This is a genomic window from Cupriavidus sp. AU9028, from assembly GCF_019795295.1.
Lineage (GTDB): Bacteria > Pseudomonadota > Gammaproteobacteria > Burkholderiales > Burkholderiaceae > Cupriavidus.
On sequence record NZ_JAIMCG010000006.1, the window covers coordinates 238,047 to 260,861 of the forward strand.

Genomic DNA, 22,815 nt, shown 5'->3' on the forward strand with positions numbered 1-22,815 from the left:
TCTTCAATCCAGCTTGATGCCGGCTTCCCTGGCCAGCTTGCCCATCGCGCCAAAGTCCTTCTTCAGCAGCGCCTCGAACTGCGCCGGGGAGGACGACAGCACCTCGTAGCCCTGCTGCTCCAGCGGCTGGCGGAACTTCGGCGACTGCAGCACCGCCACCATTTCCTTGTTGAGCTTCTGCACGATGGCCTCGGGCGTGCCGCGCCGTACCAGGATGCCGTTCCAGACATTGGAGACGACATCGGGCACACCCGCTTCCGCAAACGTTGGCACATCGGGCAGCACCGGCGAGCGTTTGCTGTCTGCGACGGCCAGCACGCGCAGCTTGTTGGCCTGCTTGTAGGTGACCACCGCCGGCAGGTTGTTGAACATCATCGGAATCTGCCCGGACAGCACGTCCATCAGCGCAGGCGGGCCGCCCTTGTAGGGCACATGCACGAGCCGGGTGCCGCTGTGCTTCTCGAACAGCACGCCCGCCAGATGCATGGTGTTGCCATTGCCTGCCGACCCATAGTCGATCGTGCCCGGTTTGGCCTTCGCCGCCGCGACCACGTCCGCCACGGTCTTGTACGGCGTCTGCGCGCCGACCACCAGCACGTTGGGCATCTGGTGCGTCAGCGTGATCGGCTGCAGGTCCTTGAGCGGGTCGTATCCCATGCTGGAATACAGATGCGGGTTGATGGCCAGCGTGCTGGTCGAGCCCAGCAGCAAGGTGTAGCCGTCCGCCGGCTGCTGCCGGGCCACGAAGGTCGAGCCGATATTGCCGTTGGCGCCGGCGCGGTTGTCGATTACCACCGATTGCCCCAGCCGTTCGCCCAGCGCCTGCGCGAAGGCACGGGCGAACTGGTCGGCCACCCCGCCGGCCGGATACGGCACGACGAAGGTGATCGGTTTGCTCGGGAAGCCGGCCGCGCCGTTGTCGGCCAGCGCAGCCAGGGGCGCCGCCAGCACGGTGCATGACGCCGCGACGGCGATGGCGTGGCGCAGCAGATTCCTTCGGTTCATTGCAGTGTCTCCTCGTGGATTGGCATGCGGCCGTTCGCTTTGCGCTGGTTTTTTTGATGGGCCGCACGGGATCAATTGACCGGCGTGGCGAGCGGCTCCCCTCTCGCATGCCGCAGCAGGTTCTCGGCCACCAGTTGCGCCATGGCGGCCCGGGTCTGCACCGTGGCGCTGGCGATATGGGGGGTCAGCACGATGCGGTCCGACGCCAGCAGCGCGGCGGGGACGTTGGGCTCGTCCTCGAAGACATCCAGACCGGCCGCACCGAGCGTCCCTTGAGAGAGCGCGTCGATCAACGCCGACTGATCCACCACCGAGCCGCGGGCGACGTTGACGAGCACGCCATCGGGCCCGAGCGCGCGCAGCACGTCGCGCCCCACCAGATGCCGCGTGCCCTGCCCGCCAGGCGTGGCAACAATCAGCACATCGGCCCACTCGGCCAGCGCCAGCGGGTTGTCGAAGTAGGCGTGCGGCACCTCCTGCCGGCTGCGACCGCAATAGCCGACCTGCGTATCGAATGCCGCGGCGCGCTGCGCGATGAGCCGGCCGATCCGGCCCAGCCCGAGGATGCCGACACGACTGCCCCAGAAGCGCCGGGCCAGCGGAAACGGTCCGCCGGACCATTGGCCGTCCCGCACGAAGCGGTCGGCCTGCGGCAGCCGGCGAAAGGCGGCCAGGGCCAGCATCAGCGCCAGGTCGGCAACGTCGCCCGACAGGATGTCCGGCGTATTGGTGACACGGATGCCGCGCGCCGTTGCCCACGGCACATCGATGGCGTCATAGCCAACGCCGTTGCAGGCGATCACCGCCAGATTCGGCAGCGCATCGCGGCAGGCCGCTGGCACGCCGGCCATGCCGTTGGTAATCATGGCCACCACCCGGCTGCCCTGCTCGCGCAGGAACACCGCCGCGTCGGTCAGCGCGCGCAAGGCAACAACCTCGAAATGCTCGACCAGAGGCGCTAGTGCATCGGCAGCGAATGGCGTGACGACAAGGAGGATTGGCCGGTTCATGACATGTTGCGGGTATCTGCGTCCTAGGTGAAACCACGGATGTTACCGGTGACTGTTACCGGTAGCATTGGCGCAGTGTAGAGTTGCTGGCAGACACCACGCCATCCGTAGAAACCATGAATGACACCACGCCGCCGCGTGCCGCCCGGCGCAAGGCCGCCACCCATACGATCCACGACGTGGCGGCGCTTGCCGGCGTCTCCTCGATCACCGTGTCGCGCTACTTCAACAGCCCCGAGAAGGTGTCGGCGGCGGTGCGCGAGCGCCTGCGCGAGATCGTCGAGCGCATCGGCTATGTGCCCAGCCAGGTCGCGGGCGGTCTTGCCTCCGGGCGGGGCCGCGTGGTCTGCGCAGTGATGCAGAACATCGCCAGCGCGACCTTCGCCGATCTGGTCAAGGGCATGACCGACGAGTTGCAGGCCTCGGGACTGCAACTGCTGCTGGCCAATGCGCAGTACTCGCAGGCGCTGGAAGAGAACGCCATTCGCACCTTCGTCGGCTGGCACCCGCGCGCGCTGATCCTGACCCGCGACGACCACTCCCCTGCCGCCGAGGCGATGCTTGCGGCGCTGGACATCCCGGTGGTGGAGGCGTGGGGCTACGTCGAGGAGCGGCCCTTCCATCAGGTCGGGTTTCCGCATGCGCAGACTGGCGCGGAACTGGCGCGGCATTTCCTCGAGCAAGGCGCCACGCGCGTGCGCTTCGTGCTGCCGCAGATCAGCGAGGATTTTCGCGCCAGCCAGCGCGCGCAGGGGTATGCGGATGCGATGCGCGCCGCGGGCCTGGCGGCGGACGTGCAGCGCGCCGACGTCGATGACGATTTCGAAGCGGGTGCGCGCACCATCGCCGCGCTGGCCGGCTGCGCGCGCGAAGACCGGCCGCAGGCGATCATCTTCGCCAACGACAACATGGCGGCCGGCGCCATCCTTCATGCGCCGGACTGCGGCCTGCAGCTGCCGCGCGACTGCGCACTGGCCGGCTTCGGCGACGCGCCGATCTCGGTGCGGCTCAAGCCGGCGCTGACCACGCTGCGCCCCGCGCGCTACGAGATCGGGCAGATGGCCGCCCGCACCGTGCTGCGAATGCTGGCCGCGACGGCCGACGGTCAGGCCGACACGGAACCGATGCTATGCCGCGAGCGGCTGCCGTGCGAACTGATCGTGCGCGATAGCAGCCGGCTCTGGCTTGGCTGAGCGCGCTGCCGCCCTGCTTTCGCCCACGGCTCGACCAATCGCATCGACCAGATCGCCTCGACCCATCGAATCGCAACATCGATCGCCAAACCAAGGAGACCACCATGCAGTTGAACGATCCGACGCTGCTGCGCACGCAGTGTTTCGTCGCCGGCGAATGGGTGCCGGCCCGCGACGGCCGCCGCATCGCCGTGCACGATCCCGCCGATGGCAAGCACCTTGCCGACGTGCCACGCCTTGCGGTGGACGAAGTGCGGCACGCCATCGACGCCGCGCATCGGGCGCTGCCGGCCTGGCGCGCCCGCACCGCCAAGGAGCGGGCGGCCATCCTGCGCCGCTGGTATGAACTGGTGGTCGAGCATGCCGACGACCTCGCGCAGATCCTCACTGCCGAGCAGGGCAAGCCGCTGGCCGAGGCCAAGGGCGAGATCCTGTCCAATGCCGCCTATCTGGAGTGGTTCGCCGAGGAAGCCAAGCGGGTCTATGGCGACCTGATGCCGCCAGCCAACACGGGTAGCCGCGTGCTCGTGATGAAGCAGCCGGTGGGGGTCTGCGCGGCGATCACGCCGTGGAACTTCCCCAACGGCATGATCACGCGCAAGGCCGGCCCGGCGCTGGCCGCCGGCTGCACGATGGTGCTCAAGCCCGCGTCGAAGACACCGCTGTCGGCACTGGCGCTGGCCGAACTGGCGCAGCGCGCCGGCGTGCCTGCCGGTGTGTTCTCGGTGGTGACCGGCGACGCCCGTCCCATCGGCGAGGAATTCAGCCGCAATCCGCTGGTGGCCAAGATCACCTTCACCGGTTCGACCGAGGTGGGCCGCTGGCTGCTGCGCGAGGCCGCCGACGGCGTCAAGAAGATGTCGATGGAACTGGGCGGCAATGCCCCTTTCATCGTGTTCGACGATGCCGATGTGGATGCGGCGGTCGAGGGCGCGATGATCTCCAAGTTCCGCAATGCCGGCCAGACCTGCGTTTGCGCCAACCGTATCTATGTGCAGGCGGGCGTCTACGACGAGTTCGCCCGCAAGCTGACCGAGCGCGTGCAGGGCCTGCGCGTGGGCCGCGGTACCGAACAGGGCGTGACACAGGGGCCGCTGATCGACATGGCGGCCGTGGAAAAGGTCGAGGAGCATATCCGCGACGCGCTGGACCAGGGTGCGCAGGTGCTGGCCGGCGGCAAGCGCCATGCGCTGGGCGGCCAGTTTTTCGAACCGACCGTGCTGGGCAACGCCCGCCAGTCGATGAAGGTGGCCACGGAGGAGACCTTCGGCCCGCTCGCGCCGCTGTTCCGTTTCGAGACGGAGGAGGAGGTGATCGGCATGGCCAATGCCAGCGAGTTCGGGCTTGCCGCCTACTTCTATGCACGCGACCTGGGCCGCGTCTGGCGCGTCTCCGAAGCGATCGAGGCCGGCATCGTCGGCGTCAACAGCGGCCTGATCGCCAACGAAATGGCGCCCTTCGGCGGCGTCAAGCAGTCCGGCATGGGGCGCGAAGGCTCGAAGTACGGCATCGAGGACTATCTCGAGATCAAGTACGTGTGCATGGCGGGGATCGCATGATGCAGGACACCGCGAAGCCACTGCAGACACAGCCGCTGCAGATCGAAAGCCTGGACGCCTTCGTCTTCCGCGCCCCGGCCGAGCCGCCGGTGCAGACCTCGTTCGGCATCATGCACGACCGCCCCGCGGTGCTGCTGCGCCTGCGCGACAAGGACGGCGCCGAGGGCTGGGGCGAGGTCTGGTGCAACTTCCCCACGGTCGGCGCCGAACACCGCGCGCGCATGGCGCTCGCCTATGGGCGGCCCGTCATCACCAGCCAACCGTGGTCCAATCCGCGCCAGGCATGGCTCACCATGCTGGAGCGTTTTGCCGTGCTGATGCTGCAAACCGGCGAGCCTGGACCGCTGCACCAGATCGCCGCGGGGATCGACATGGCCATGTGGGATCTGGCCGCGCGCCGTGCCGGCCTGCCGGTGTGGCGCGCGCTGGGCGGTGCGTCGGCATGGCCCGTTCCCGTCTACGCGTCGGGCATCAATCCCACCGATCCGCAGAAGCTGGCGGTCGCCAAGCGCGAGGAAGGCTACCGCGCCTTCAAGCTCAAGGTCGGTTTCGGCGAAGCGCGCGACATGGCCAACCTGCGCGCGATGCGCGAGGCGCTGGGCGACGACGCGGTAATGATGGTCGACGCGAACCAGGCGTGGGACGCGGAACAGGCCATCGCCGCCGGCCGGCGCATGGCACCCTTCGACCTGCTATGGCTGGAGGAACCGGTACGCGCCGATGCGCCCCCGCAGACCTGGGCGCATCTTGCACGGCAGCAGCCGCTGCGTCTTGCCGGCGGCGAGAACCTGAGCAGCATGGCCCGGTACGACGACTTCATCGCACAACCCGGCATGTCGGTGATCCAGCCGGACGCCGGCAAATGGGGCGGCCTGTCCGGCTGCATCGACGTGGCGCGCCGCGCCAATGCGGCCGGCAAATGGTATTGCCCGCACTGGCTCGGCGCCGGCATCGGACTGGTGGCGTCGCTGCATCTGAAGACCGCGGCCGGCGGCGACGGCTATGTCGAAGTCGATGCCAATCCCAATCCGCTGCGCGATACGACGGCCGCGCCGGCGATGCGCGTGCAGGACGGCTGCGTGCAACTGCCCGATGCGCCGGGGTTCGGCGTGACGCCCGATCTGGCGGCGTTGCAAGCGTACGCCGTACGGTTCGATCAGGCTGGCCTGTAGCGGACGCCGCAGGCGGCTGCTACTCGTGGCCGGCTGCAGCGCCCTCGCTCACGCACCACACTCCCGCCCAGCGGGGACTGTTGCCGGTGCAGGCGTGCGTCCACAGGCAGGCGTCGTCGACGCCTCCGTTCCATAGCGCCTCCCTGCCATAGCCCCACCACCAGGTGCTGGAGAAGTATGCCGTACCGTGCAGGAAACCGCGTTCGTAAGGCACGCCCATGCCCTGACCGAAGCGGAAGCCCTGCTCGACCAGCCAGTCGAACACACCGTCCTCGCTCTGCGCATCGCCGGTGCCCGGGCCGTCCTCGGTTACCTGGTGCAGCTCGGTCGCGGTCGGCACGCGCCAGCCCTGGTAGCCCGCATAGCGCGTCTGCGCGAACCCGGCGCACACCGCCTCGGCCTGCTGCGCATAGTGGTTGTCGGCCCAGACCCCGTCGAACACCGGCGTGACGAAGTTCGATACCGGCGAGCGCAGCCACACGAGCTTCGTGTGGGTGTCCTCGACCACCTCCTCGTTGCCTGAGTGCATCCCGGCGACACGGGTCTGCTGATCCTGGATTGCCGCCTGCAACTGCGACAGGTAGTACATGCCGCTGGCACGGTCGGGATTCGGCTTGCCGTCTGGCGTCTGCCGCGCGACGTAGGCTTCGACGATCAGATGCGCCGCCATGGTCTGCACCGTCATGTAGTACTCGTTGATCTCGATGAGCCGGGGGTCGGTCACCGCCGTGTAGAAGCGGCGCGTCGTTTTCAGATAGTCGGCCCAGCGCTGCAGCACCCCGGCTTCCGTGGGCGAGGCGATCAGTGTGGTGCCAAGCAGCTCGAATTCCTGAATCACGCCCGTATTCGAGTCCAGGATGGCGCGGATACGGTCGCGCACCGATTGCTGGAACGCTTGCACACCATCGGCGCACGCGGCATGCGCCGGATCGCTACTGGCACAGGCGCCGTGCTGCGCGGCCCAGGTCAGGTACTGGTACTGTCCCCTGATGTTGGCGATCGCGGCGAGCACCGGCGTGTTGACGATCTCGACCTGGGTCTGCTCCGCCTCCTTCTGCAGCTCGGCGACCATCGAGGTCAGTGCATCGAGCTTGGCGTTGATCTCATGCAGCTGCTCCAGCAGCTCGGCGGTGGCGCCGGTGCCGGCAAGCGTCAGGATCGACTCGAACGCCCAGGTGAACACTTCGCTGCCGAGGTGGCCGGCCAGCTTCCTGGCGATGCCTGCGATCGTGTCGGCGGGACCACCGCTGCCAAGATTGGCGAAGCGCCGCGTTGGCGTGCCGGCCTTCATCTCGTCGAGCAGCGTGCCCAGATAGCGGTTCAGATTGTCGGCGCCGGCCGCTCGCATCGCCGCGAGCACCAGTTCATGCCGAAAGTGGTTCTGGTGCGGGTTGTCCAGCACCGGTGCGCTGCGCGAGGCCGCGGGAATCGCCAGGAAACCCAGTACCCGCGCATTGGCCTCGTCAAGCGCCACGTCGGGATGGCGATCGACATATTGGGCGACCAGAGTGGTCGCCGCATTGGCGTACAGCAGGTCCCGGCTGGCGTCATAGCCGTCGACGTCGAGCAGCAACGTGCCGTTGAACGGCTTGCCCTCGTACGTGCCGCCGCTGATCTTCAGCCGCATCCGGCTGGAGGATCGCGGTCCGAGACGGAAGGAGAACGTGCCGGCGGGTCCGGTGACCGCCATGCCGACCGCCTCGACCGCTCTGCCCTGCGCGTCGCTTACCTGCACCATGGCGCCGGCCAGCGGCGCGGCAAGGTGCGCCTTGCCATTGATCACGGTCGCCGGCACGGTCAGTTCTGCCGGGGACCGGACATTGTCCCCGTCCTCGCCACAGCCGCCCAGCAGCGCCAGCATGGTCAACAGCAGCAGGCTTCGAAATCTCATTGCAATCTCCGGATCGAAGCCGCCGATGCTAGCGGCGGAGGTACGCCGGCACAGCCTGCTATACAGAAGGCTGTTGCATCCCGCGTACACTGATCCCTTCCGGTTCAAGGAGACGACCGTGCCCCAGCTGCGCACCCTTTACCCCGAGATCGAGCCTTATCAGAGCGGAACGCTCGATGTCGGCGATGGCCATGTTCTGTACTACGAGCGTGCCGGCACCCCAGGCGCCAAGCCGGCGGTATTCCTGCACGGCGGGCCGGGCGGCGGCATCTCCCCCGACCATCGCCGGCTGTTCGACCCCGCCCGCTACGATGTGCTGCTGTTCGATCAGCGCGGTTGCGGCCGCTCGACTCCGCATGCCGGACTGCAGGCCAATACCACCTGGCATCTGGTGGACGACATCGAGCGCCTGCGCGAGCTGGCCGGCGTCGAGCGGTGGCTCGTATTCGGCGGTTCGTGGGGCTCGACGCTGGCGCTCGCCTATGCGCAGAAACATCCGTCCCGCGTGACCGAACTGGTGCTGCGCGGGATCTATACCGTGTCGCAGGCCGAGCTGGACTGGTATTACCAGTACGGCGTCTCCGAGATCTTCCCCGACAAGTGGGAGCGCTTCCAGGCGCCGGTTCCGCCGGCCGAGCGCTCCAACATGATGGCGGCCTATCGCCGACTGCTCACTGGCGAGGACAGCGGCAAGCAGATCGAGGCCGCGCGCGCCTGGAGCCAGTGGGAAGGCGGCACCATCACGCTGCTGCCCGATCCGGCGCTGAACGACAAACACGGCGGCGACCACTTCGCGCTCGCGTTCGCCCGGCTGGAGAACCACTATTTCACGCATCGCTGCTGGCTGGAGGAAGGACAGCTGCTGCGCGATGCGCACCGGCTGGCGGACATTCCCGGTGTGATCGTGCACGGCCGCTATGACATGCCCTGCCCGGTACGCCATGCGATGGCGCTGCACCGCGCCTGGCCCCGCGCCGATTTTCATCTGATCGAAGGCGCCGGCCACGCCTGGACCGAGCCCGGCATCCTCGACCAGCTGATCGCCGCCACCGACCGCTTCGCGGTGAGCGGGGCCTGACCAGCCTTTCCTGCACCACGCCGCCGCTGGACGCATCCGTCCATTCAGCAGGGTAGGAGCAAGGGCGCGTCGCCGCTACCATCGGCAGCGCCCTTCACCCTGCCCTCTCGAATGGACGGAACGATGACTCAACCTTCTCCTCACGCACCCGGATCGCCCCTGCCACCCGCAGCGCACGGCGTCGATGCGCGGCGCCGCCGCCTGCTGCTGGCCGGGCTGGCCGGACTGGCCGGCGGCGGCATGCTGGCAGCCTGCGGCGGGGATGGCGACGGCGGCAGCGAGGAAGGCGGTAGCGGTGGAAACATCGGCGCCTCGCCACCGCATGGCGGCGTCGGTGCTACCCCGCCGCAGCCGCAGCCGCAACCCCAGACCGTTCGCTACGAGACCCGTGGGCGCGAGATCCTGCGCAACGGGCAGCGGTTCTTCGCCAAGGGCATGTGCTACTCGCCGCAGCCCATTGGCACATCGTTCGATGGCGAGCCATGGGGCGACTTCTTCAGCGACTTCTGGCAGCCCATCTTCAGGCGGGACCTGCCGCTGCTGAAAGCCATGGGCGTGAATTCGCTGCGGCTATATTCGACCCTGCCGTTCCGCCTGATCTACGACGCCGACAGTGCACGCCTGAGCCACCGGCTTTTTCTCGATGCCTGTCACGAGGCGGGCATCTCGGTGTGGGCCGGCTTTCCAATCGATGGCGGCGTCTATCCGGCGCAGGACCGGGCGCAAAGGGAGCGCATCCGGGTGGCAGTCGGCTTGCTGGCCGAGCAGATGGGCGGCCACCCGGGGGTGATCGGATTCAATATCGCCAACGAAGCCAATATCCTGAGCACCCGCTCGGACCCGGGCTTCTGGCGCTGGATCGACGATCTGGCGGCGATCGCCAAGGCTGGCGCGCCTGACAAGCTGACGATGACGTGTTTGATGGACGACGGCATGATCAGCGTCGGCGAAGCCGAAAGCCTCACGCCGCACCTTGATGTGTTTGGCCTGAACGTCTATCGCGGTACCGTCACCACCGGCATGGGTAGCCTTTTCAGCGACTATGCGCGCGCCAGTGCGCGCCCACTGTTGATCACCGAGTTCGGTTGCCCTGCCTCGACGCGACGCGGCGCCAATCCTGTGCAGGCGGTCGAGCTGCCCGACCGCGCCGCCGGGCAGGCCGACTACCTTCGCACGCAATGGCTCGATATCGCCCGCGAGGAGAACCGGGCAATTGCCTCGGGCGGCTATGCATTCGCCTGGTCGGACGAGTGGTGGAAGCACGGGGAACCGCTGGCGCAGACCAATGGCAGCGCGGCCAATCCCACTTTCCCGGGCGGCTATGCCGACGAGGAATGGTATGGCATCCACGCCGTCGCGCTGAATCCCCTGCGGGCCGGGCAGCCGGCGCAGGTCGTGGGCAGCGACGGCGTGCACCATCCGGACATCCTGACGCCGCGCGCGGCGGCGCGGGTGCTCGCCGAACTGTGGAAATAGCCCGCGACGCGTGCACGGCGGCTGCCGTGCCGCTGCTCGCACTGCGTTGCTCGCGCTCTACGCCTTGCGCGGATAGAGCTGCTTGATCGAATCGGCCGCCGCGGCCAGCGCGCGCGCCATCGGCGCGGCGATTTCCGCCGATCGGCTGCCCGTGTCCGTCTCGTTGCTCTTCCAGTTGATGGTGAAGCAGAACGTCACCGCAACATCGCGCACGCGCATCTGGCCGGGCACGCAGATGCAATGGAACCCCTCCCAGTCGATGCTGCCGCCCTTGCCATAGGCCACCGTATCCTCGGGCGGCACCAGCGCCATGGCATTGGCCATCGCCGAGATCCGCTTGAATTCGCGCAGGGTGCCGGCGTTGGAAAAGAACTTGCCGCTCAGCACCTGCCTGTACCAGCTCACCAAATCATTGGCCGAGCTGAGCATCGACACGTTGGGATTGATCACGTCGGTGCGTCGGGTGTATGGCAGGCTGTCCAGGTTCTGGATGCCGTCCCAGCCGATATCCACGCCCAGCGGCGCGCCGGCCAGATAGGAGAACAGCATCCGCGTCGAGTCGGGAATCTGCGTCTGTCCGAGACCGGCCTGCGCTATCAGCGCGCGCACGCGATCGGGCTCCGCGTGCGCGATCGCAATGTCGGTGGCGGTGTTGTCGCTGTGCGTGATCATCGCTTCGAGCACGTTGCGGTAGCTGGAGATGCCGCTGAGCTGCTCGAAGACGCCGCCGCCAGCAGAGCGATGCCGGTCGCTGATCTCGACCGGCGTCTGCTCGGTGACGCCGTTGCGGGCCACTTCGCTGTCGCGCAGGAACTGGGCAAGGATGAAGGTCTTGACCGCGCTGCCGATGAACAGCTGGCGCTGCGGCGCATAGCTTGCCGTCCAGGCATCGTCGGGCACGTCGGCCTGTATCAGCACGCTGGTGGTCTCGGGCTCCAGCGCGGCAAAGTCACGAATGGCGTTCTCCAGCTCGACCGGTGCGCCTTGCGCCATCGACGAGCCGCCGCAGGCGCCGAATGCCGGGGCGACGATGGCCGCGCCGGCCGCGCGCAAGGCCCGCCTGCGGGAAAGAGAAAAGAGGAACTGGCTGGCGGTATCGGTCATGGGTCGGTCTTCCTCCTTGGTCGGGTCTAGGGGAGCGCGATCGGGTTCGCCGGCGTCAGGACGGCGGACAGGCGGCCCAGCAGCGCCCGTGCAATGCCATTCGCGTCCTGCGTGGCAGGTCCCTCGGTGAGGGTCAACGCGATTGCGATGTCCTTCCCCGGATGATAGGCCGTGGCGGTATGCCAGCCGAAGAAGTTGGCATCCCCGATCAGCCATCCGTTGTGGACGATCACGCCGAGGCCGAAGTAGCGCGATGCGATGTTCGGTCCAAGGCCGACATTGGCTGGCTCGGCAATGCGCGCGGCGCTCTCGGGACTGAGCAGTTCGCCGCGGCCGAATGCGCGTGCCCACGCGGTCAGATCGCAGAGGTCGGAGTTGATCCGCCCGGAGTACGAGGTCCACGACGGGCTCCAGCCGGTGGAGTCTTCGTAGCGCCCTCTCTCGGAGGTATACGCGTGCAGTACCGGCGCCTGGATGGACGGGCCCTGCGCGTATTCGGTGTTGTGCAAACCCAGCGGCGACAGGATGCGCTCCCGTAGCAGCGCGCCGTAGTCGCGGCCGGTCACCGACTCCAGGATCGCGCCCAGCATGGCGAAACTGGTGTGCGAGTAGCGCCAGTCGCCGCCCGGATTGTCGAATTGCGGGACCTGATAGGGCGCCCGGCTGCGGTCGATCAACTCTGCCGTGGTGAACTGGCGGTGCGGATCGCCGTACAGCACCGTATCGAAGGACGGGACTCCCAGCGCGGGGTTGGCGGGTCCGTAGACATAGTCGCCGAAGCCGGCGCTGGATGCCGCCAGCATCCGCACCGTCGCCCGTTCCGCATGCGGGTAGCCCGGGAACCAGCGCGACACCGGCGCGTCCAGGTCGAGCCGGCCCTGGTCGGCCAGCTGCAGCATCAGCATCACGGCCAATTGCTCGGCTGGCATGCCTACGCGGAAGTGCATCGCGGTGGTGGCGGCAACGCCGGGCCGCGCTTCTCCCAGCGCGGTGGTCAGGATCGGCTCCCCGCCCGCGGTGACGCCGAGCAGCACGGCGTTCAACCCATGCTCGGCCCGCGCCTGCGCGAGCAGCGGGCGCAGCGCCGCAACGCTCGCGCCCGCGTGGGCCCCCGCGTCCACGGGCATGCAGGCTGCGGTCGGCGCCCCGTAATCGTCGCCACAGCCTTGCAGGGCCAGCGCCAACAGTAGCGCGGGGGCCAGCAGAGCGGCCCGCAGCCCGCCCCTCTTCATCGGGCCTTTTCGTTGCCGAGGCCGCTTGTTGTACATGCTGTGTACCCCTGGTCGAACCCGCCTCCGGGGCGCCAGCAATACCGGCGCCTTGCCGCGGGCAGCAGATCGCCGCATCGTAGCCGAGCAGCGCCAGCACGGCATCCTGCTGATCAGAAGGGTTGACCACCGCTTCGGCGCGGCAAGCCGGAATCTCCACCGTTTGCAGCATTGACAAAGGTGGTTTAGGCTTCACGCCAGTTCTCTTCTCTTTCTCGTGCCCGGCTGCGTATGACCATCGAAATCGGAACGACCCTCACCGACTTCGCCGACCACATGCTGGATGCCGTTTTCCTCGTCGACACCCGGGGCACCATCCAGTATGTCAGCCCCGCAACCGAAGGGATCCTTGGCTTCTCGCAGAGGGACATGACGGGGCTGGCCATCATGGAACTGGTGCTGCCCGAGGACCGGGACAGGACCCGCGCGGAAGCGGGTCACGTGATGGCCGGGCAGCGGCGCTTCGGTTTCGAGAACCGCTACCTGCACAAGAGCGGCGAGGCCGTCCATATCCTGTGGTCCGCCGGCTGGCTCGAGGTAGAACGCTTGCGCGTCGGCGTCGCACGGGACATCAGCGCGCTGCGCCGCCCGGCCAGCCTTCTCGCGCGTGGGATGGCCCTGGCCTCGGCGCCGCTCGCGCCGCACGAGCAAAAGGTGCTGCAGCAACTGCTGACCGACGCGTCGGAAAAACAGATCGCCCAGCGCCTGGGGCTTGCGGTCTCGACCACGCACTCCTATGTCACGGGTATCTATCGCAAGTTCGGCGTGCGCAGCCGCGCCGGGCTGATGAGCCTGTGGCTGAACCACGTGCCCCCACGCTGAAGGCGCTCGCGGGCGCTCCGCGCAGGGATACCGGCCGCGCCGCCGTCAAACCCGGCGCGAGCGCCCTTGCCAGTACGGCTCGCGCAGCCGCCGCTTGGCCAGCTTGCCGGTCTCGTCGCGCGGCAGACGCTCGGCGATCACCACGGTGCGCGGCACCTTGAAGCCCGACAGCCTCTCGCGCAGCCACGCAATCACTTCGCCCTCATCGATGCGCTGCCCCGGCACCGGCTCGACCACCGCCAGCAGGCGCTCGCCATACTCGTCGTCGGGCACGCCGAAGACCACGCAATCGGCGACGCCGGGATAGCGCACCAGCTCGTGCTCGATCTCGGCGGGATAGATGTTGACCCCGCCGGAGATCACCATGTCGGAGGCGCGGTCGCAGATGAAGAGGTAGCCGTCCTCGTCGAGATAGCCCATGTCGCCCAGCGTCACCAGGCCGTCGCGCTCGATGGCGCGGCGCGCCGCATCGTTGTTGCGGTAGGTGAAGTCGGGGTAGGCGGGCTGGCGCACGTAGACCAGCCCGATCTCGCCCTGGCCGCAGGGCGTGCCGTCTTCCTGCAGGATGCGCACCTGCCCGGCGTTGACCGCGCGCCCGGCGGTGCCGGGCCGGGACAACGCGTCCGCCGGCGTCGCGACGGTGATCAGTCCCGCCTCGCTGGAGGCGTAGGTCTCATGGATGACGGGACCGAACCAGTCCAGCATGGCGCGCTTGACATCGGGCGCGCATGGCGAGCCGGTCGAAGCGACGAAGCGCAGCGACGACACGTCGTAGCGCTCGCGCACCTCGCGCGGCAGCTTCAGCAGCCGCACGTACATGATCGGCACCAGGTACACCACCTCGATCCGATGCTGCTCGATCAGCGCAAGCACCTGCTCGGCATCGAAGCGCGGCATCAGCACCAGCCGTTCGCCCTGCACCAGCGCCTGCTGCGCGAAGACGCTGGGGGCGCTGTGGTACAGCGGCGCCGGCATCAGCGCGCGGCAGCCCGGCACGATGCCGTAGACCTGCGCCACCACGTCGCGCATCGCCGCCTGCTGGGTGTCGAGCTGCTCCAGCGGCACCGGATCGCGCAGTACGCCCTTGGGGCGCCCGGTGGTGCCGGAGGTATAGGCCATGTGGCCGCGGGGCGCGACACGCGGGCCGTCGTAGGGCGGCTGCGCGTCCAGCCACGATTCGTAGGGCTGCGCCCCGTCGATGGCACCATCGCCGCCGGCCGCCAGCACCGGCATGCCCTCGGGCACCGCGGCCCGGACCGCATCCAGCAGGTCCGCGTGGACGATCAGCACGCGCGCCCCGCTGTCGCGCAGCAGATAACCGACCTCGTCGGCGGTGAAGTGCCAGTTGATCGGGCAGTAATAGCAGCCGGCCAGACGGCACGCATGGATGACATCGACATACGGCGCGTCGTTGCGCAACAGCACCGCCACCACGTCGCCTTCCACCAGGCCAAGCGCGCGCAAGCCGCCCGCGAGCCGGCTGCCGCGCGCGATCAGCTCGTCTGCGCTGCGATGAATGTCCTGGAACCAGAGGTCCGCTGCCATGGCTGTCTCCTTTGCGCTTGTCGTTGTCACGAGCCGGACGACGAAGCGTCCCGCATTCGCGTCGAAGGCGTGAGCATAGCGCGGCGGGGACGCGGTACGCCATCACCGTTGCCCGTCGCCCTTATTTCGACTATATTCGAATTATGGAAACGAAACATGCCGTCGAGGCGCTTGCCGCCCTCGCCCATCCCGCCCGCCTGGCGGTGTTCCGCCTGCTGATGCAGGCCGGTCCCCAGGGTCTGCCGGCCGGCCGCATCGCGCAAGCCATGTCGCTGCCGCCCTCGTCGCTGTCCTTCCACCTGAAGGAGCTGCAGCACGCGGGCCTGCTGGACAGCCAGCAGCAAGGCCGCTCGATCCTCTATATGGCGCGCTACGAGACGATGAACGCGTTGCTGGTCTATCTGACCGACGACTGCTGCGGCGGCAACCCGTGCACGCCAGTGGCCATCCGCAAGACGCCAGCAAGGGCTACAAGGCAAGCGGCGAAGCCCGCGACCAAGGCAGGAGCGCGCGCATGACCAGCATGCAGGGGACAGCTTCGGCGCCAGCGCCCGCCATCGGGCTTTTCGAGCGCTACCTGAGCCTGTGGGTCGCGTTGTGCATCGTCACGGGCATCCTGCTCGGCCAATGGCAACCGGGCCTGTTCCACGCCATCGGTGCGATGGAAGTGGCGCAGGTCAACCTGCCGGTGGGCCTGCTGATCTGGGTGATGATCGTGCCGATGCTGATCAAGATCGACTTCGGCGCAATGGCGCAGGTTGCCGGCCATTGGCGGGGCATCGGCGTGACGCTGCTGGTCAACTGGCTGATCAAGCCGTTCTCGATGGCGCTGCTCGGATGGGTGTTCATCCGGCATCTGTTCGCACCGTGGCTGCCCGCCGAGCAGCTGGACAGCTATGTGGCCGGCCTGATCCTGCTGGCAGCGGCGCCGTGCACCGCGATGGTGTTCGTCTGGTCGCAGCTGTGCAAGGGCGATCCGTACTTCACGCTGTCGCAGGTGGCGCTGAACGACGCGATCATGGTGGTGGCCTTCGCTCCCGTGGTCGGCCTGCTGCTCGGGCTGTCGTCGATCGCGGTGCCGTGGGACACGCTGATCCTGTCGGTACTGCTCTATATCGTGATCCCGGTGCTGATCGCGCAGGTGCTGCGCCGGCTGCTGCTGCGCCGTGGCGAAGCGGCGTATCGCCGTGCCGTCGCTGCGCTGGGACCCTGGTCGATCGGGGCACTGCTCGCCACGCTGGTGCTGCTGTTTGCCTTCCAGGGCAACGCCATCGTCGAGCAGCCGCTGATCATCCTGCTGCTCGCCGTGCCGATCCTGATCCAGGTAGTACTCAACTCCGGACTGGCCTACCTGCTGAACCGCAAGCTTGGCGTGGCGCATTGCGTGGCCGGTCCCTCGGCGCTGATCGGTGCCAGCAACTTCTTCGAACTGGCGGTGGCCACCGCCATCAGCCTGTTCGGCTTCCAGTCGGGCGCGGCGCTGGCGACGGTGGTGGGCGTGCTGATCGAGGTCCCGCTGATGCTGGCCGTGGTTGGCGTGGTCAATCGCTCGCGGCGCTGGTACGAAGCCGCGCAACACTGAACAGCGCCACGGGAGACCGCCATGTCCGTCACCATCTATCACAACCCGTCCTGCGGCACGTCGCGCAACACGCTGGCGATGATCCGCAACGCCGGCATCGAGCCCACGGTGATCGAGTACCTGAGCTCGCCCCCGTCCAGGGACGTGCTGCGCGACATGATCTCCCGCGCCGGGCTGACCGTGCGGCAGGCGATCCGCGAAAAGGGCACGCCATATCTCGAGCTGGGGCTGGACAACTTGCGGCTGTCCGACGACGCCCTGCTCGACGCGATGTCGACCCACCCCATCCTGATCAACCGCCCCTTCGTCGTCACCGGGCGCGGCGTGCGGCTGTGTCGCCCATCAGAGGTGGTGCTGGAGATCCTGCCGGCGCCGCAGCTCGGCGCGTTCCGCAAGGAGGATGGGGAGCTGGTGGTGGATCAGCAGGGGCGAAGGATTGGCGGGGCCGAGGGTAAATAGGCCGCGATCGACTTCTCCAGCAACCCCGCCCTTCGCACACTTCCCGTCGTCCCCGCGCAGGCGGGGACCCAGTGACTTGGCAGCAACGCTCTCGCGAGAGCGAAAGACGCTGGGTGCCCTCGCGGGGAAGACGCGGCGTGCCCGCACCCCGCCTTTCCAGACGGTTTGCCGCCGATTGCTGGGCTTTCGCGCCCGTTGCGGTTAGAATAGCGCCCGTTCGCCGCACCCGGACCACCCGGGCATGCCTTGCAGTCATCACGGCCGTGTGCCGTGCCGACGCGCGAAGTGGGCGCCGGCGGGCACATCCCCAGGGCCATTGGCCCTTCTGCGTCGCGCCTTTCATTACCCATGAGATCGTGCGGCACCGGCTTGCCTGGCATCACGCCAGCATTCGCCACCCAAGGCACTGTCGCCCCACTTCGCCTCGCCCGGGCAGCGCTTGTTTCGCGTTGCCCGATGACGACCCGCGCGCCCGCGCGGACTACCATCAGGCCATCGGCCTGACGGATCCCTTGCCCGCGCAACCCGCGCGACAAACGAGAGGATCCCTGCGGGAGGAAAATCCATGAAGAAGACAGCCAGCCTCTGGCTGCTGACCGCCGGGCTGTTGCCCGTCGCCGCCCACGCCCAGTCCGGCGTGACCCTGTACGGCATCGTCAGCTCCGCCGTGCGCTACACCTCCAATATCGACGGCCTGCACAACGACCAGGCGGCGCTGGTGTCCGGCGGCATGGTCGGCAGCCGCTTCGGCCTGAAAGGCGACGAAGACCTCGGCGGCGGCAACCACGCCATCTTCCAGCTCGAAGCGGGCATCGGCAGCGACGACGGGCGCCTCGCCTACAACTCGTTCTTTGGCCGCCAGGCGTTCGTCGGCCTGTCCGGCGACTGGGGCAGCCTGACGCTGGGTCGCCAGTACAACGCGCTGAACAACGTCGGCTGGACCTTCAACCCGTTGAGCAAGGGCTGGGGCAATTTCTGGTCGGACCCGGTCTACCTCGGCGGCGATATCTTCTATCAGGACTATCGCGTCAACAACAGCGTGGTCTACAAGCACACCAGCGGTCCGCTGACGGTACAACTGGACTACGGCATCGGCGAGCAGCCCGGCACGCTGGCACGCGGCACCACGCTGGGCGGCGGCGTGCTGTACCAGCAGGGCCCGCTCGCGCTTGGCGTCGCCTACGACCAGCGCAAGCAGGACGACGGCGGCAATACGCGGCGCAACTACTCGGTGGGCGGCTCCTATGCGTTCGGCAACGCCACCGCCTATATCGGCCACATGGGGCAGCACGAGTCGGCCAGCAATGCGCGCCATGGCATCGCCTTCGTCGGCATGGGTTACCAGCTGACGCCGGCGCTGCACCTGTCCGGCGCCTACTACCGCTACTGGCAGCGTGGCAACGTGACCACCCAGTTCCAGGACACTCCGGCGCTGCTGGGCAGCGGCAACGCGGATGCGGTGGCGGCAGTGCTGGACTACTCGCTGTCCAAGCGCACGGTGTTGTACGTCGAGGCTGACGCAGTGTGGGCCCGCGACGGCGTGGTCGGCCGCGAGACCGAATACTGGGCCGGCGCCCCCGCTGCGGGGGTCGACAGCATGACGCGCGTCGGCGTGATGGTCGGGATGCGCCACCACTTCTGACCGCGCACCAGCGCCACGGCGCCGGGTCGAGCATTTCCCAACCGAAGTCCGGCCTGCGCGCTGGCCTGCGCAACCGTCAGCTCTTGCGGAAACCCTCGACCGGATCGGCCTCGATGCCGGTCCACAGCGCATCGCGGCGCTGCAGCGCCTCGATCAGCGCCGGCTGGCGCAACTGCGCCACCGCCGACACCAGTGCATTGCACAGGAAAAACGCGGCGGTGTAGGAGTCGAACGGCGACGCGTTGGCGGTGCGCACCAGCAGGTGATGGTCCGCCAGCGGAATCAGCGGCGCGGCGGGACTGTCGCAGATCGCCACCACCCGCGCGCCCCGCTGCCGAAACGCGCGGGCAATCGTCACCGGCGCGCTGGAATAGCGCCGGATGCTGAAGGTCAGCAGCACGTCCTGCGGCTCGATCCACAGCATCGCATCGGTCGCCATCACCGCGCCCGCCCCCATCTCGATCACGTGCGGCCGGCACAGGTTCAGATGCAGTGCCAGCCAGGACGCCACCGGCGCGCTGTTCTTTTGCGCCAGCACGTAGAGCCGGCCCTTGCCGGCGGCGCGTCCGCCCTTCGTGCCCTCCCCCGCCAGCAGCCGCGCGACCGCTTCGAACGCCTGCACGTCGACCGCTTCGTGGGTCGCCGTCAGATTGTGCAGGTCATGCGTCAGCGCATCGTTCAGGCAGTCGGCCAGGCTGCGCCGTGCGCCGATGGTCGCCGGCGCCCGCTGCGCCGCGGTCGGCAACGCCGCGGTGACGCTGGCCCGCGCTTCTCGCTGGGCTTCGGCATAGCTGGCGTAGCCGAGCTTGGCGAACAGCCGCACCACCGTCGAGGCACTGGTGCCGTGTTGTTGTGCAAGCGCCGTCGCCGATTCCAGCAGGATATGCGGATAGCCGCGCGTCAAGGTGTCGGCCAGTTCCCGCTCGCTGGCGGTCAACGCGGCAGCGTCGCGCGCAAGGCGATCCAGCAGTGTTGCAGCGGAGTCAGAAGCGGCCTTGATGGCGGTCTTGCCGTGATTCATCGAGTTGACACCTTGCAATGCGTATTGCATGATGATATCAATTTTGCAACGTTAGATTCACGGTATTTGCCGTGCTTCAGCGGTCGCGAACCGCACATTCTCCCACGGCAGGACCGCATGCAGCACCAGACAGAGCAGCAGCAAGACCCCCAGCGCGACAACCCCCAGCAAGCCAGCCGGCACGCCGTGCTGAGCTGGCTGGAAAGCCAGTCGGCGGCGATGCAGTCGCTGCTGCAGCAAGTCGTCGATATCGACAGCGGCAGCCGGATGGAAGCCGGCGTGCGCGCCGTGGCCGATGTGCTGCGTGCCAGCCTGGAAGCGGATGGCATCCAGGTACAGTACGTTCCGGTGCCCGGCTACGGCGTCTGCCTCGATGCCAGCCTCCCCGGCTCCGGCCAGGGCAAGCCGGTACTGCTCATGGGCCATATGGATACGGTCTATCCCGAAGGTACCGTCGCCCGCCGCCCCTTCCGCGTCGAGGATGGCCGCGCCCATGGGCCCGGTGTCGCCGACATGAAGTCCGGGCTGGTGATGAACGTCTTCGTCGCACGCGCGCTGTCCCGCCTGGGCGACCAGGCGCCGCCGCTGCGGCTGTTCTTCTCGTGCGACGAGGAGATCGGTTCGCCGGCGACCCGCGAGATCATCATGGACGTCGGCCGCCAGGTCCGCGCCGTCTTCAACGCCGAGCCGGGACGCGTCAGCGGCAACCTGGTGGTCGAGCGCAAGGGCTCGATGGCGGTGGACTTCGAAGTCGATGGCGTGGCCGCGCATGCTGGCATCAACCACGCCGCCGGTGCCAGCGCCATCGACGCGCTCGCCCGCAAGATCCTGCAGCTGCATGCGCTGACCGACCCTGATACGGGCGTCACCACCAATGTCGGCGTGGTGCAGGGCGGCATCGTTCCCAACATGGTCGCGCCTCACGTCAAGGCGCAGCTGGACGTGCGCTTCACCGCGAGCGTCGACGTGGACGCGCTATGGGACCGCATTCGCGCGATCATCGAGGCCGAGACCGTGCCGCGCACCCGCGGACGCGTGACGGACGTGCGCAAGACCATGCCGATGGCACGCACGCCCGCGGCGCTGCTGTCGCTGTACCAGCGCAACGCGGCGCGCGTGGGCTTTACCGTGGAGGGCGAATTCACCGGCGGCGCGGCCGACAGCGGACTGACCTCCTCGGTCGGCACGCCGACGTTGTGCGGCACCGGACCGGTGGGCGGCCACCCGCATACCGAGCGCGAGTACTGCGAGCTTTCCACCTTCGTGCCGCGGGCGCAGGCCCTGGCGCTATCCGTCCTCGAACTGGGCTGAGGCCGCGCCGCAAGCCGTCGCTGTCGCACCATCGTCAGATTCCTTACCTTCCTGTCTTTCCCGTCATGCAGAACGCTCTCTTCTCCCGCCGCCGCTTCGTCGCCTTCGGCCTGACCGCCGCCGCCGTGGCCACCGCCGCACCGCTTGCCGCCCATGCCGAGGCGCAAGGCGCCTGGCCGACCCGGCCGATCACGCTGGTGGTGCCGTTCCCGCCGGGCGGCTCGGTCGACATCATGGCGCGCCAGTACTCGGAGCCGCTGTCGCGCATCCTCGGTGTGCCGGTCGTGGTCGACAACAAGCCCGGCGCCGGCGGCTCGGTCGCCACGCAGACCGTCGCGCGCGCCAAGCCGGACGGCTACACGCTGGTGGTGTCGTCGCAGAGCAGCCACCTGGCCAATCCGCTTACCCAGCCGCGCATCGCCTACGATCCGGTCAAGGACTTCGAGAACATTGCCATCATCGGCCGCCAGCCGCTTGCGCTGGTGGTGCACTCCTCGCTGCCGGTGAAGACCTTCGCCGAGTTCGTCGCCTACTCGAAGAAGAATGCCGGCAAGCTCGACTACGGCAGCGCGGGCGTTGGCAGCATGGGCCAGCTCAATGTGGAGATGCTCAAGGCCAGCACCGGCGCGCAGGGCACCCACATTCCCTATCGCGGCGGCTCGCAGCTGAACACCGCGGTGATCGCCAACGAAGTGCAGTACATCTTCGACAACCTGGTGATCATGCTGCCGTTCATCCAGCAAGGAAAGGTGCGCGCGCTGGCCCTCGCCTCGGAGCAGCGCCTGCCGCAACTGCCTGACGTGCCGACGCTGGCGGAGCTGGGTCATCCCGAGCTGAACATGAGCTCGTGGACCGGCATCGCCGCCCCGGGCGGCACGCCGCAGCCGATCGTGCAGAAGATCCACGCGGCGATCCGCAAGGCCGCCAGCGACCCGGCGATGCAGGCCTCGCTGCGCGATCGCGGCGTGCTGCCGCCGGAGGAGATGAGCCCGGCGGAGTTCGAGAAAATGATGACGGACCGCCTGCAGCGCTATGGCGAGGTGGTCAAGCGCGCGAAGATCAGCGCGGAATAACGGGACGACACCGCCGTCATCTCGGCTAGAGCGGGAACCCGGCACCGCCGTCATCCCCGCGCAAGCGGGGATCCAGCGGCTGACGAAGACGCTGGATTCCCGCCTGCGCGGGAACGACGCGTTGGTTGTTCAAGCGCTGTCAGCAACCCGACGGCCCGCAGTGCAATGCGGCGGGCCGCTGAACTGCTGAGAACGCGCCGTCATCCCCGGGCAAGCGGGGACCCAGTGGCTTTCAAAGACGCTGGATTCCCGCCTGCGCGGGAACGACCCGTTGGTGGTTCAGGCCCTGTCAGCAACCTGACGGCCCGAAGTGCAATGCGGCGGGCCGCTGAACTGCTGACAACGCGCCGTCATCCCCGCGCAAGCGGGGACCCAGTGGCTTTCGAAGACGCTGGATTCCCGCCTGCGCGGGAACGACCCATTGGTGGTTCAGGCCCTGTCAGCAACCTGACGGCCCGAAGTGCAATGCGGCGGGCGGCTGAACTGCTGACAACGCGCCGTCATCCCCGCGCAAGCGGGGACCCAGTGGCTTTCGAAGACGCTGGATTCCCGCCTGCGCGGGAACGACCCATTGGTGGTTCAGGCCCTGTCAGCAACCTGACGG

At 68.1% G+C, this 22,815-nt stretch carries 19 protein-coding genes; 12 read left to right on the forward strand and 7 right to left on the reverse strand.

Annotation, left to right across the window (positions count from 1 at the left end):
* Positions 1-3: 3 nt before the first annotated feature.
* Both K6V06_RS09335 and K6V06_RS09340 read right to left on the reverse strand, forming a co-directional pair.
* On the reverse strand, positions 4-1,005 hold the full coding sequence (locus K6V06_RS09335) for a tripartite tricarboxylate transporter substrate binding protein (protein ID WP_222242474.1): 1,002 nt from the start codon (positions 1,003-1,005) through the stop codon (positions 4-6).
* 71 nt (positions 1,006-1,076) lie between these two features.
* Positions 1,077-2,015: a 2-hydroxyacid dehydrogenase gene (locus K6V06_RS09340; protein WP_222242483.1), complete on the reverse strand. Its 939-nt coding sequence runs from the start codon at positions 2,013-2,015 to the stop codon at positions 1,077-1,079.
* A gap of 116 nt (positions 2,016-2,131) precedes the next feature.
* Between K6V06_RS09340 and K6V06_RS09345 the strand changes: the two genes are divergently transcribed.
* The 3 genes from K6V06_RS09345 to K6V06_RS09355 all read left to right on the forward strand — a co-directional run bounded on the left by K6V06_RS09345 (position 2,132) and on the right by K6V06_RS09355 (position 5,939).
* Positions 2,132-3,208 (forward strand): LacI family DNA-binding transcriptional regulator, encoded by a 1,077-nt coding sequence (locus tag K6V06_RS09345; RefSeq protein WP_222242485.1) that lies wholly within the window; start codon positions 2,132-2,134, stop codon positions 3,206-3,208.
* 104 nt (positions 3,209-3,312) lie between these two features.
* Positions 3,313-4,767 carry an NAD-dependent succinate-semialdehyde dehydrogenase gene (locus K6V06_RS09350; RefSeq protein ID WP_222242487.1) on the forward strand — a complete coding sequence of 485 codons (1,455 nt, stop codon included), beginning with the start codon at positions 3,313-3,315 and terminating at the stop codon, positions 4,765-4,767.
* A complete protein-coding gene (locus tag K6V06_RS09355) occupies positions 4,764-5,939 on the forward strand; it encodes a mandelate racemase/muconate lactonizing enzyme family protein (protein ID WP_255581724.1) in 1,176 nt (391 codons plus the stop codon). Before K6V06_RS09350 ends, K6V06_RS09355 begins: the two co-directional genes overlap by 4 nt.
* Before the next feature lie 19 nt (positions 5,940-5,958).
* Here the strand turns inward: K6V06_RS09355 and K6V06_RS09360 are convergent, their stop codons facing one another.
* Positions 5,959-7,830, reverse strand: coding sequence for a DUF1566 domain-containing protein (locus K6V06_RS09360; RefSeq protein WP_222242489.1), 1,872 nt, complete (start codon positions 7,828-7,830; stop codon positions 5,959-5,961).
* A gap of 118 nt (positions 7,831-7,948) precedes the next feature.
* Between K6V06_RS09360 and pip the strand changes: the two genes are divergently transcribed.
* Positions 7,949-8,908: a prolyl aminopeptidase gene (gene pip / locus K6V06_RS09365; RefSeq protein WP_222242492.1), complete on the forward strand. Its 960-nt coding sequence runs from the start codon at positions 7,949-7,951 to the stop codon at positions 8,906-8,908.
* Positions 8,909-9,031: 123 nt separating this feature from the next.
* Positions 9,032-10,384 (forward strand): hypothetical protein, encoded by a 1,353-nt coding sequence (locus K6V06_RS09370; RefSeq protein WP_222242494.1) that lies wholly within the window; start codon positions 9,032-9,034, stop codon positions 10,382-10,384.
* Between the two features lie 57 nt (positions 10,385-10,441).
* Here the strand turns inward: K6V06_RS09370 and K6V06_RS09375 are convergent, their stop codons facing one another.
* Positions 10,442-11,488, reverse strand: a complete 1,047-nt coding sequence (locus K6V06_RS09375; RefSeq protein WP_222242496.1) for a serine hydrolase — start codon at positions 11,486-11,488, stop codon at positions 10,442-10,444.
* Positions 11,489-11,514: 26 nt separating this feature from the next.
* Positions 11,515-12,720, reverse strand: a complete 1,206-nt coding sequence (locus K6V06_RS09380) for a serine hydrolase (protein WP_222242498.1) — start codon at positions 12,718-12,720, stop codon at positions 11,515-11,517.
* Positions 12,721-12,987: 267 nt separating this feature from the next.
* Here K6V06_RS09380 and K6V06_RS09385 point away from each other — a divergent pair, with 267 nt between their 5' ends.
* The gene (locus tag K6V06_RS09385; RefSeq protein WP_222242500.1) at positions 12,988-13,578 is read left to right on the forward strand and encodes a PAS domain S-box protein; all 591 of its coding nucleotides are present in this window, start codon (positions 12,988-12,990) and stop codon (positions 13,576-13,578) included.
* A 45-nt stretch (positions 13,579-13,623) separates the two neighbouring features.
* Here the strand turns inward: K6V06_RS09385 and K6V06_RS09390 are convergent, their stop codons facing one another.
* Positions 13,624-15,123 carry an acyl-CoA synthetase gene (locus K6V06_RS09390; protein ID WP_222242502.1) on the reverse strand — a complete coding sequence of 500 codons (1,500 nt, stop codon included), beginning with the start codon at positions 15,121-15,123 and terminating at the stop codon, positions 13,624-13,626.
* A gap of 143 nt (positions 15,124-15,266) precedes the next feature.
* On the opposite strand from K6V06_RS09390, the gene K6V06_RS09395 reads away from it, so the two are divergent.
* The 4 genes from K6V06_RS09395 to K6V06_RS09410 all read left to right on the forward strand — a co-directional run bounded on the left by K6V06_RS09395 (position 15,267) and on the right by K6V06_RS09410 (position 18,806).
* Positions 15,267-15,641, forward strand: coding sequence for a helix-turn-helix transcriptional regulator (locus K6V06_RS09395; RefSeq protein ID WP_222242504.1), 375 nt, complete (start codon positions 15,267-15,269; stop codon positions 15,639-15,641).
* Positions 15,638-16,705, forward strand: coding sequence for an ACR3 family arsenite efflux transporter (gene arsB, locus K6V06_RS09400; protein WP_222242506.1), 1,068 nt, complete (start codon positions 15,638-15,640; stop codon positions 16,703-16,705). Before K6V06_RS09395 ends, arsB begins: the two co-directional genes overlap by 4 nt.
* A gap of 21 nt (positions 16,706-16,726) precedes the next feature.
* A complete protein-coding gene (gene arsC / locus K6V06_RS09405) occupies positions 16,727-17,164 on the forward strand; it encodes an arsenate reductase (glutaredoxin) (protein ID WP_222242508.1) in 438 nt (145 codons plus the stop codon).
* A 565-nt stretch (positions 17,165-17,729) separates the two neighbouring features.
* Complete coding sequence (locus K6V06_RS09410) at positions 17,730-18,806, forward strand: porin (protein WP_222242510.1); 1,077 nt, start codon at positions 17,730-17,732, stop codon at positions 18,804-18,806.
* A gap of 76 nt (positions 18,807-18,882) precedes the next feature.
* Here K6V06_RS09410 and K6V06_RS09415 read toward each other — a convergent pair whose 3' ends face one another.
* Positions 18,883-19,827 carry a MurR/RpiR family transcriptional regulator gene (locus tag K6V06_RS09415; RefSeq protein ID WP_222242559.1) on the reverse strand — a complete coding sequence of 315 codons (945 nt, stop codon included), beginning with the start codon at positions 19,825-19,827 and terminating at the stop codon, positions 18,883-18,885.
* Positions 19,828-19,944: 117 nt separating this feature from the next.
* Between K6V06_RS09415 and K6V06_RS09420 the strand changes: the two genes are divergently transcribed.
* A complete protein-coding gene (locus tag K6V06_RS09420) occupies positions 19,945-21,138 on the forward strand; it encodes a M20 family metallopeptidase (protein WP_222242512.1) in 1,194 nt (397 codons plus the stop codon).
* Positions 21,139-21,203: 65 nt separating this feature from the next.
* Positions 21,204-22,211, forward strand: coding sequence for a tripartite tricarboxylate transporter substrate binding protein (locus K6V06_RS09425; RefSeq protein ID WP_222242514.1), 1,008 nt, complete (start codon positions 21,204-21,206; stop codon positions 22,209-22,211).
* The last annotated feature ends 604 nt before the right edge of the window (positions 22,212-22,815 follow it).

Coding starts and splice junctions, on each gene's coding strand:
- K6V06_RS09420 (WP_222242512.1), top strand. CDS start 19,945: ATGCAGCACCAGACAGAGCAGCAGCAAGACCCCCAGCGCGACAACCCC.
- K6V06_RS09340 (WP_222242483.1), bottom strand. CDS start 2,015: ATGAACCGGCCAATCCTCCTTGTCGTCACGCCATTCGCTGCCGATGCA.
- K6V06_RS09375 (WP_222242496.1), bottom strand. CDS start 11,488: ATGACCGATACCGCCAGCCAGTTCCTCTTTTCTCTTTCCCGCAGGCGG.
- K6V06_RS09345 (WP_222242485.1), top strand. CDS start 2,132: ATGAATGACACCACGCCGCCGCGTGCCGCCCGGCGCAAGGCCGCCACC.
- K6V06_RS09380 (WP_222242498.1), bottom strand. CDS start 12,720: ATGAAGAGGGGCGGGCTGCGGGCCGCTCTGCTGGCCCCCGCGCTACTG.
- K6V06_RS09335 (WP_222242474.1), bottom strand. CDS start 1,005: ATGAACCGAAGGAATCTGCTGCGCCACGCCATCGCCGTCGCGGCGTCA.
- arsB (WP_222242506.1), top strand. CDS start 15,638: ATGACCAGCATGCAGGGGACAGCTTCGGCGCCAGCGCCCGCCATCGGG.
- K6V06_RS09350 (WP_222242487.1), top strand. CDS start 3,313: ATGCAGTTGAACGATCCGACGCTGCTGCGCACGCAGTGTTTCGTCGCC.
- K6V06_RS09415 (WP_222242559.1), bottom strand. CDS start 19,827: ATGAATCACGGCAAGACCGCCATCAAGGCCGCTTCTGACTCCGCTGCA.
- K6V06_RS09395 (WP_222242504.1), top strand. CDS start 15,267: ATGGAAACGAAACATGCCGTCGAGGCGCTTGCCGCCCTCGCCCATCCC.
- arsC (WP_222242508.1), top strand. CDS start 16,727: ATGTCCGTCACCATCTATCACAACCCGTCCTGCGGCACGTCGCGCAAC.
- K6V06_RS09355 (WP_255581724.1), top strand. CDS start 4,764: ATGATGCAGGACACCGCGAAGCCACTGCAGACACAGCCGCTGCAGATC.
- K6V06_RS09360 (WP_222242489.1), bottom strand. CDS start 7,830: ATGAGATTTCGAAGCCTGCTGCTGTTGACCATGCTGGCGCTGCTGGGC.
- K6V06_RS09385 (WP_222242500.1), top strand. CDS start 12,988: ATGACCATCGAAATCGGAACGACCCTCACCGACTTCGCCGACCACATG.
- K6V06_RS09370 (WP_222242494.1), top strand. CDS start 9,032: ATGACTCAACCTTCTCCTCACGCACCCGGATCGCCCCTGCCACCCGCA.
- K6V06_RS09390 (WP_222242502.1), bottom strand. CDS start 15,123: ATGGCAGCGGACCTCTGGTTCCAGGACATTCATCGCAGCGCAGACGAG.
- K6V06_RS09425 (WP_222242514.1), top strand. CDS start 21,204: ATGCAGAACGCTCTCTTCTCCCGCCGCCGCTTCGTCGCCTTCGGCCTG.
- K6V06_RS09410 (WP_222242510.1), top strand. CDS start 17,730: ATGAAGAAGACAGCCAGCCTCTGGCTGCTGACCGCCGGGCTGTTGCCC.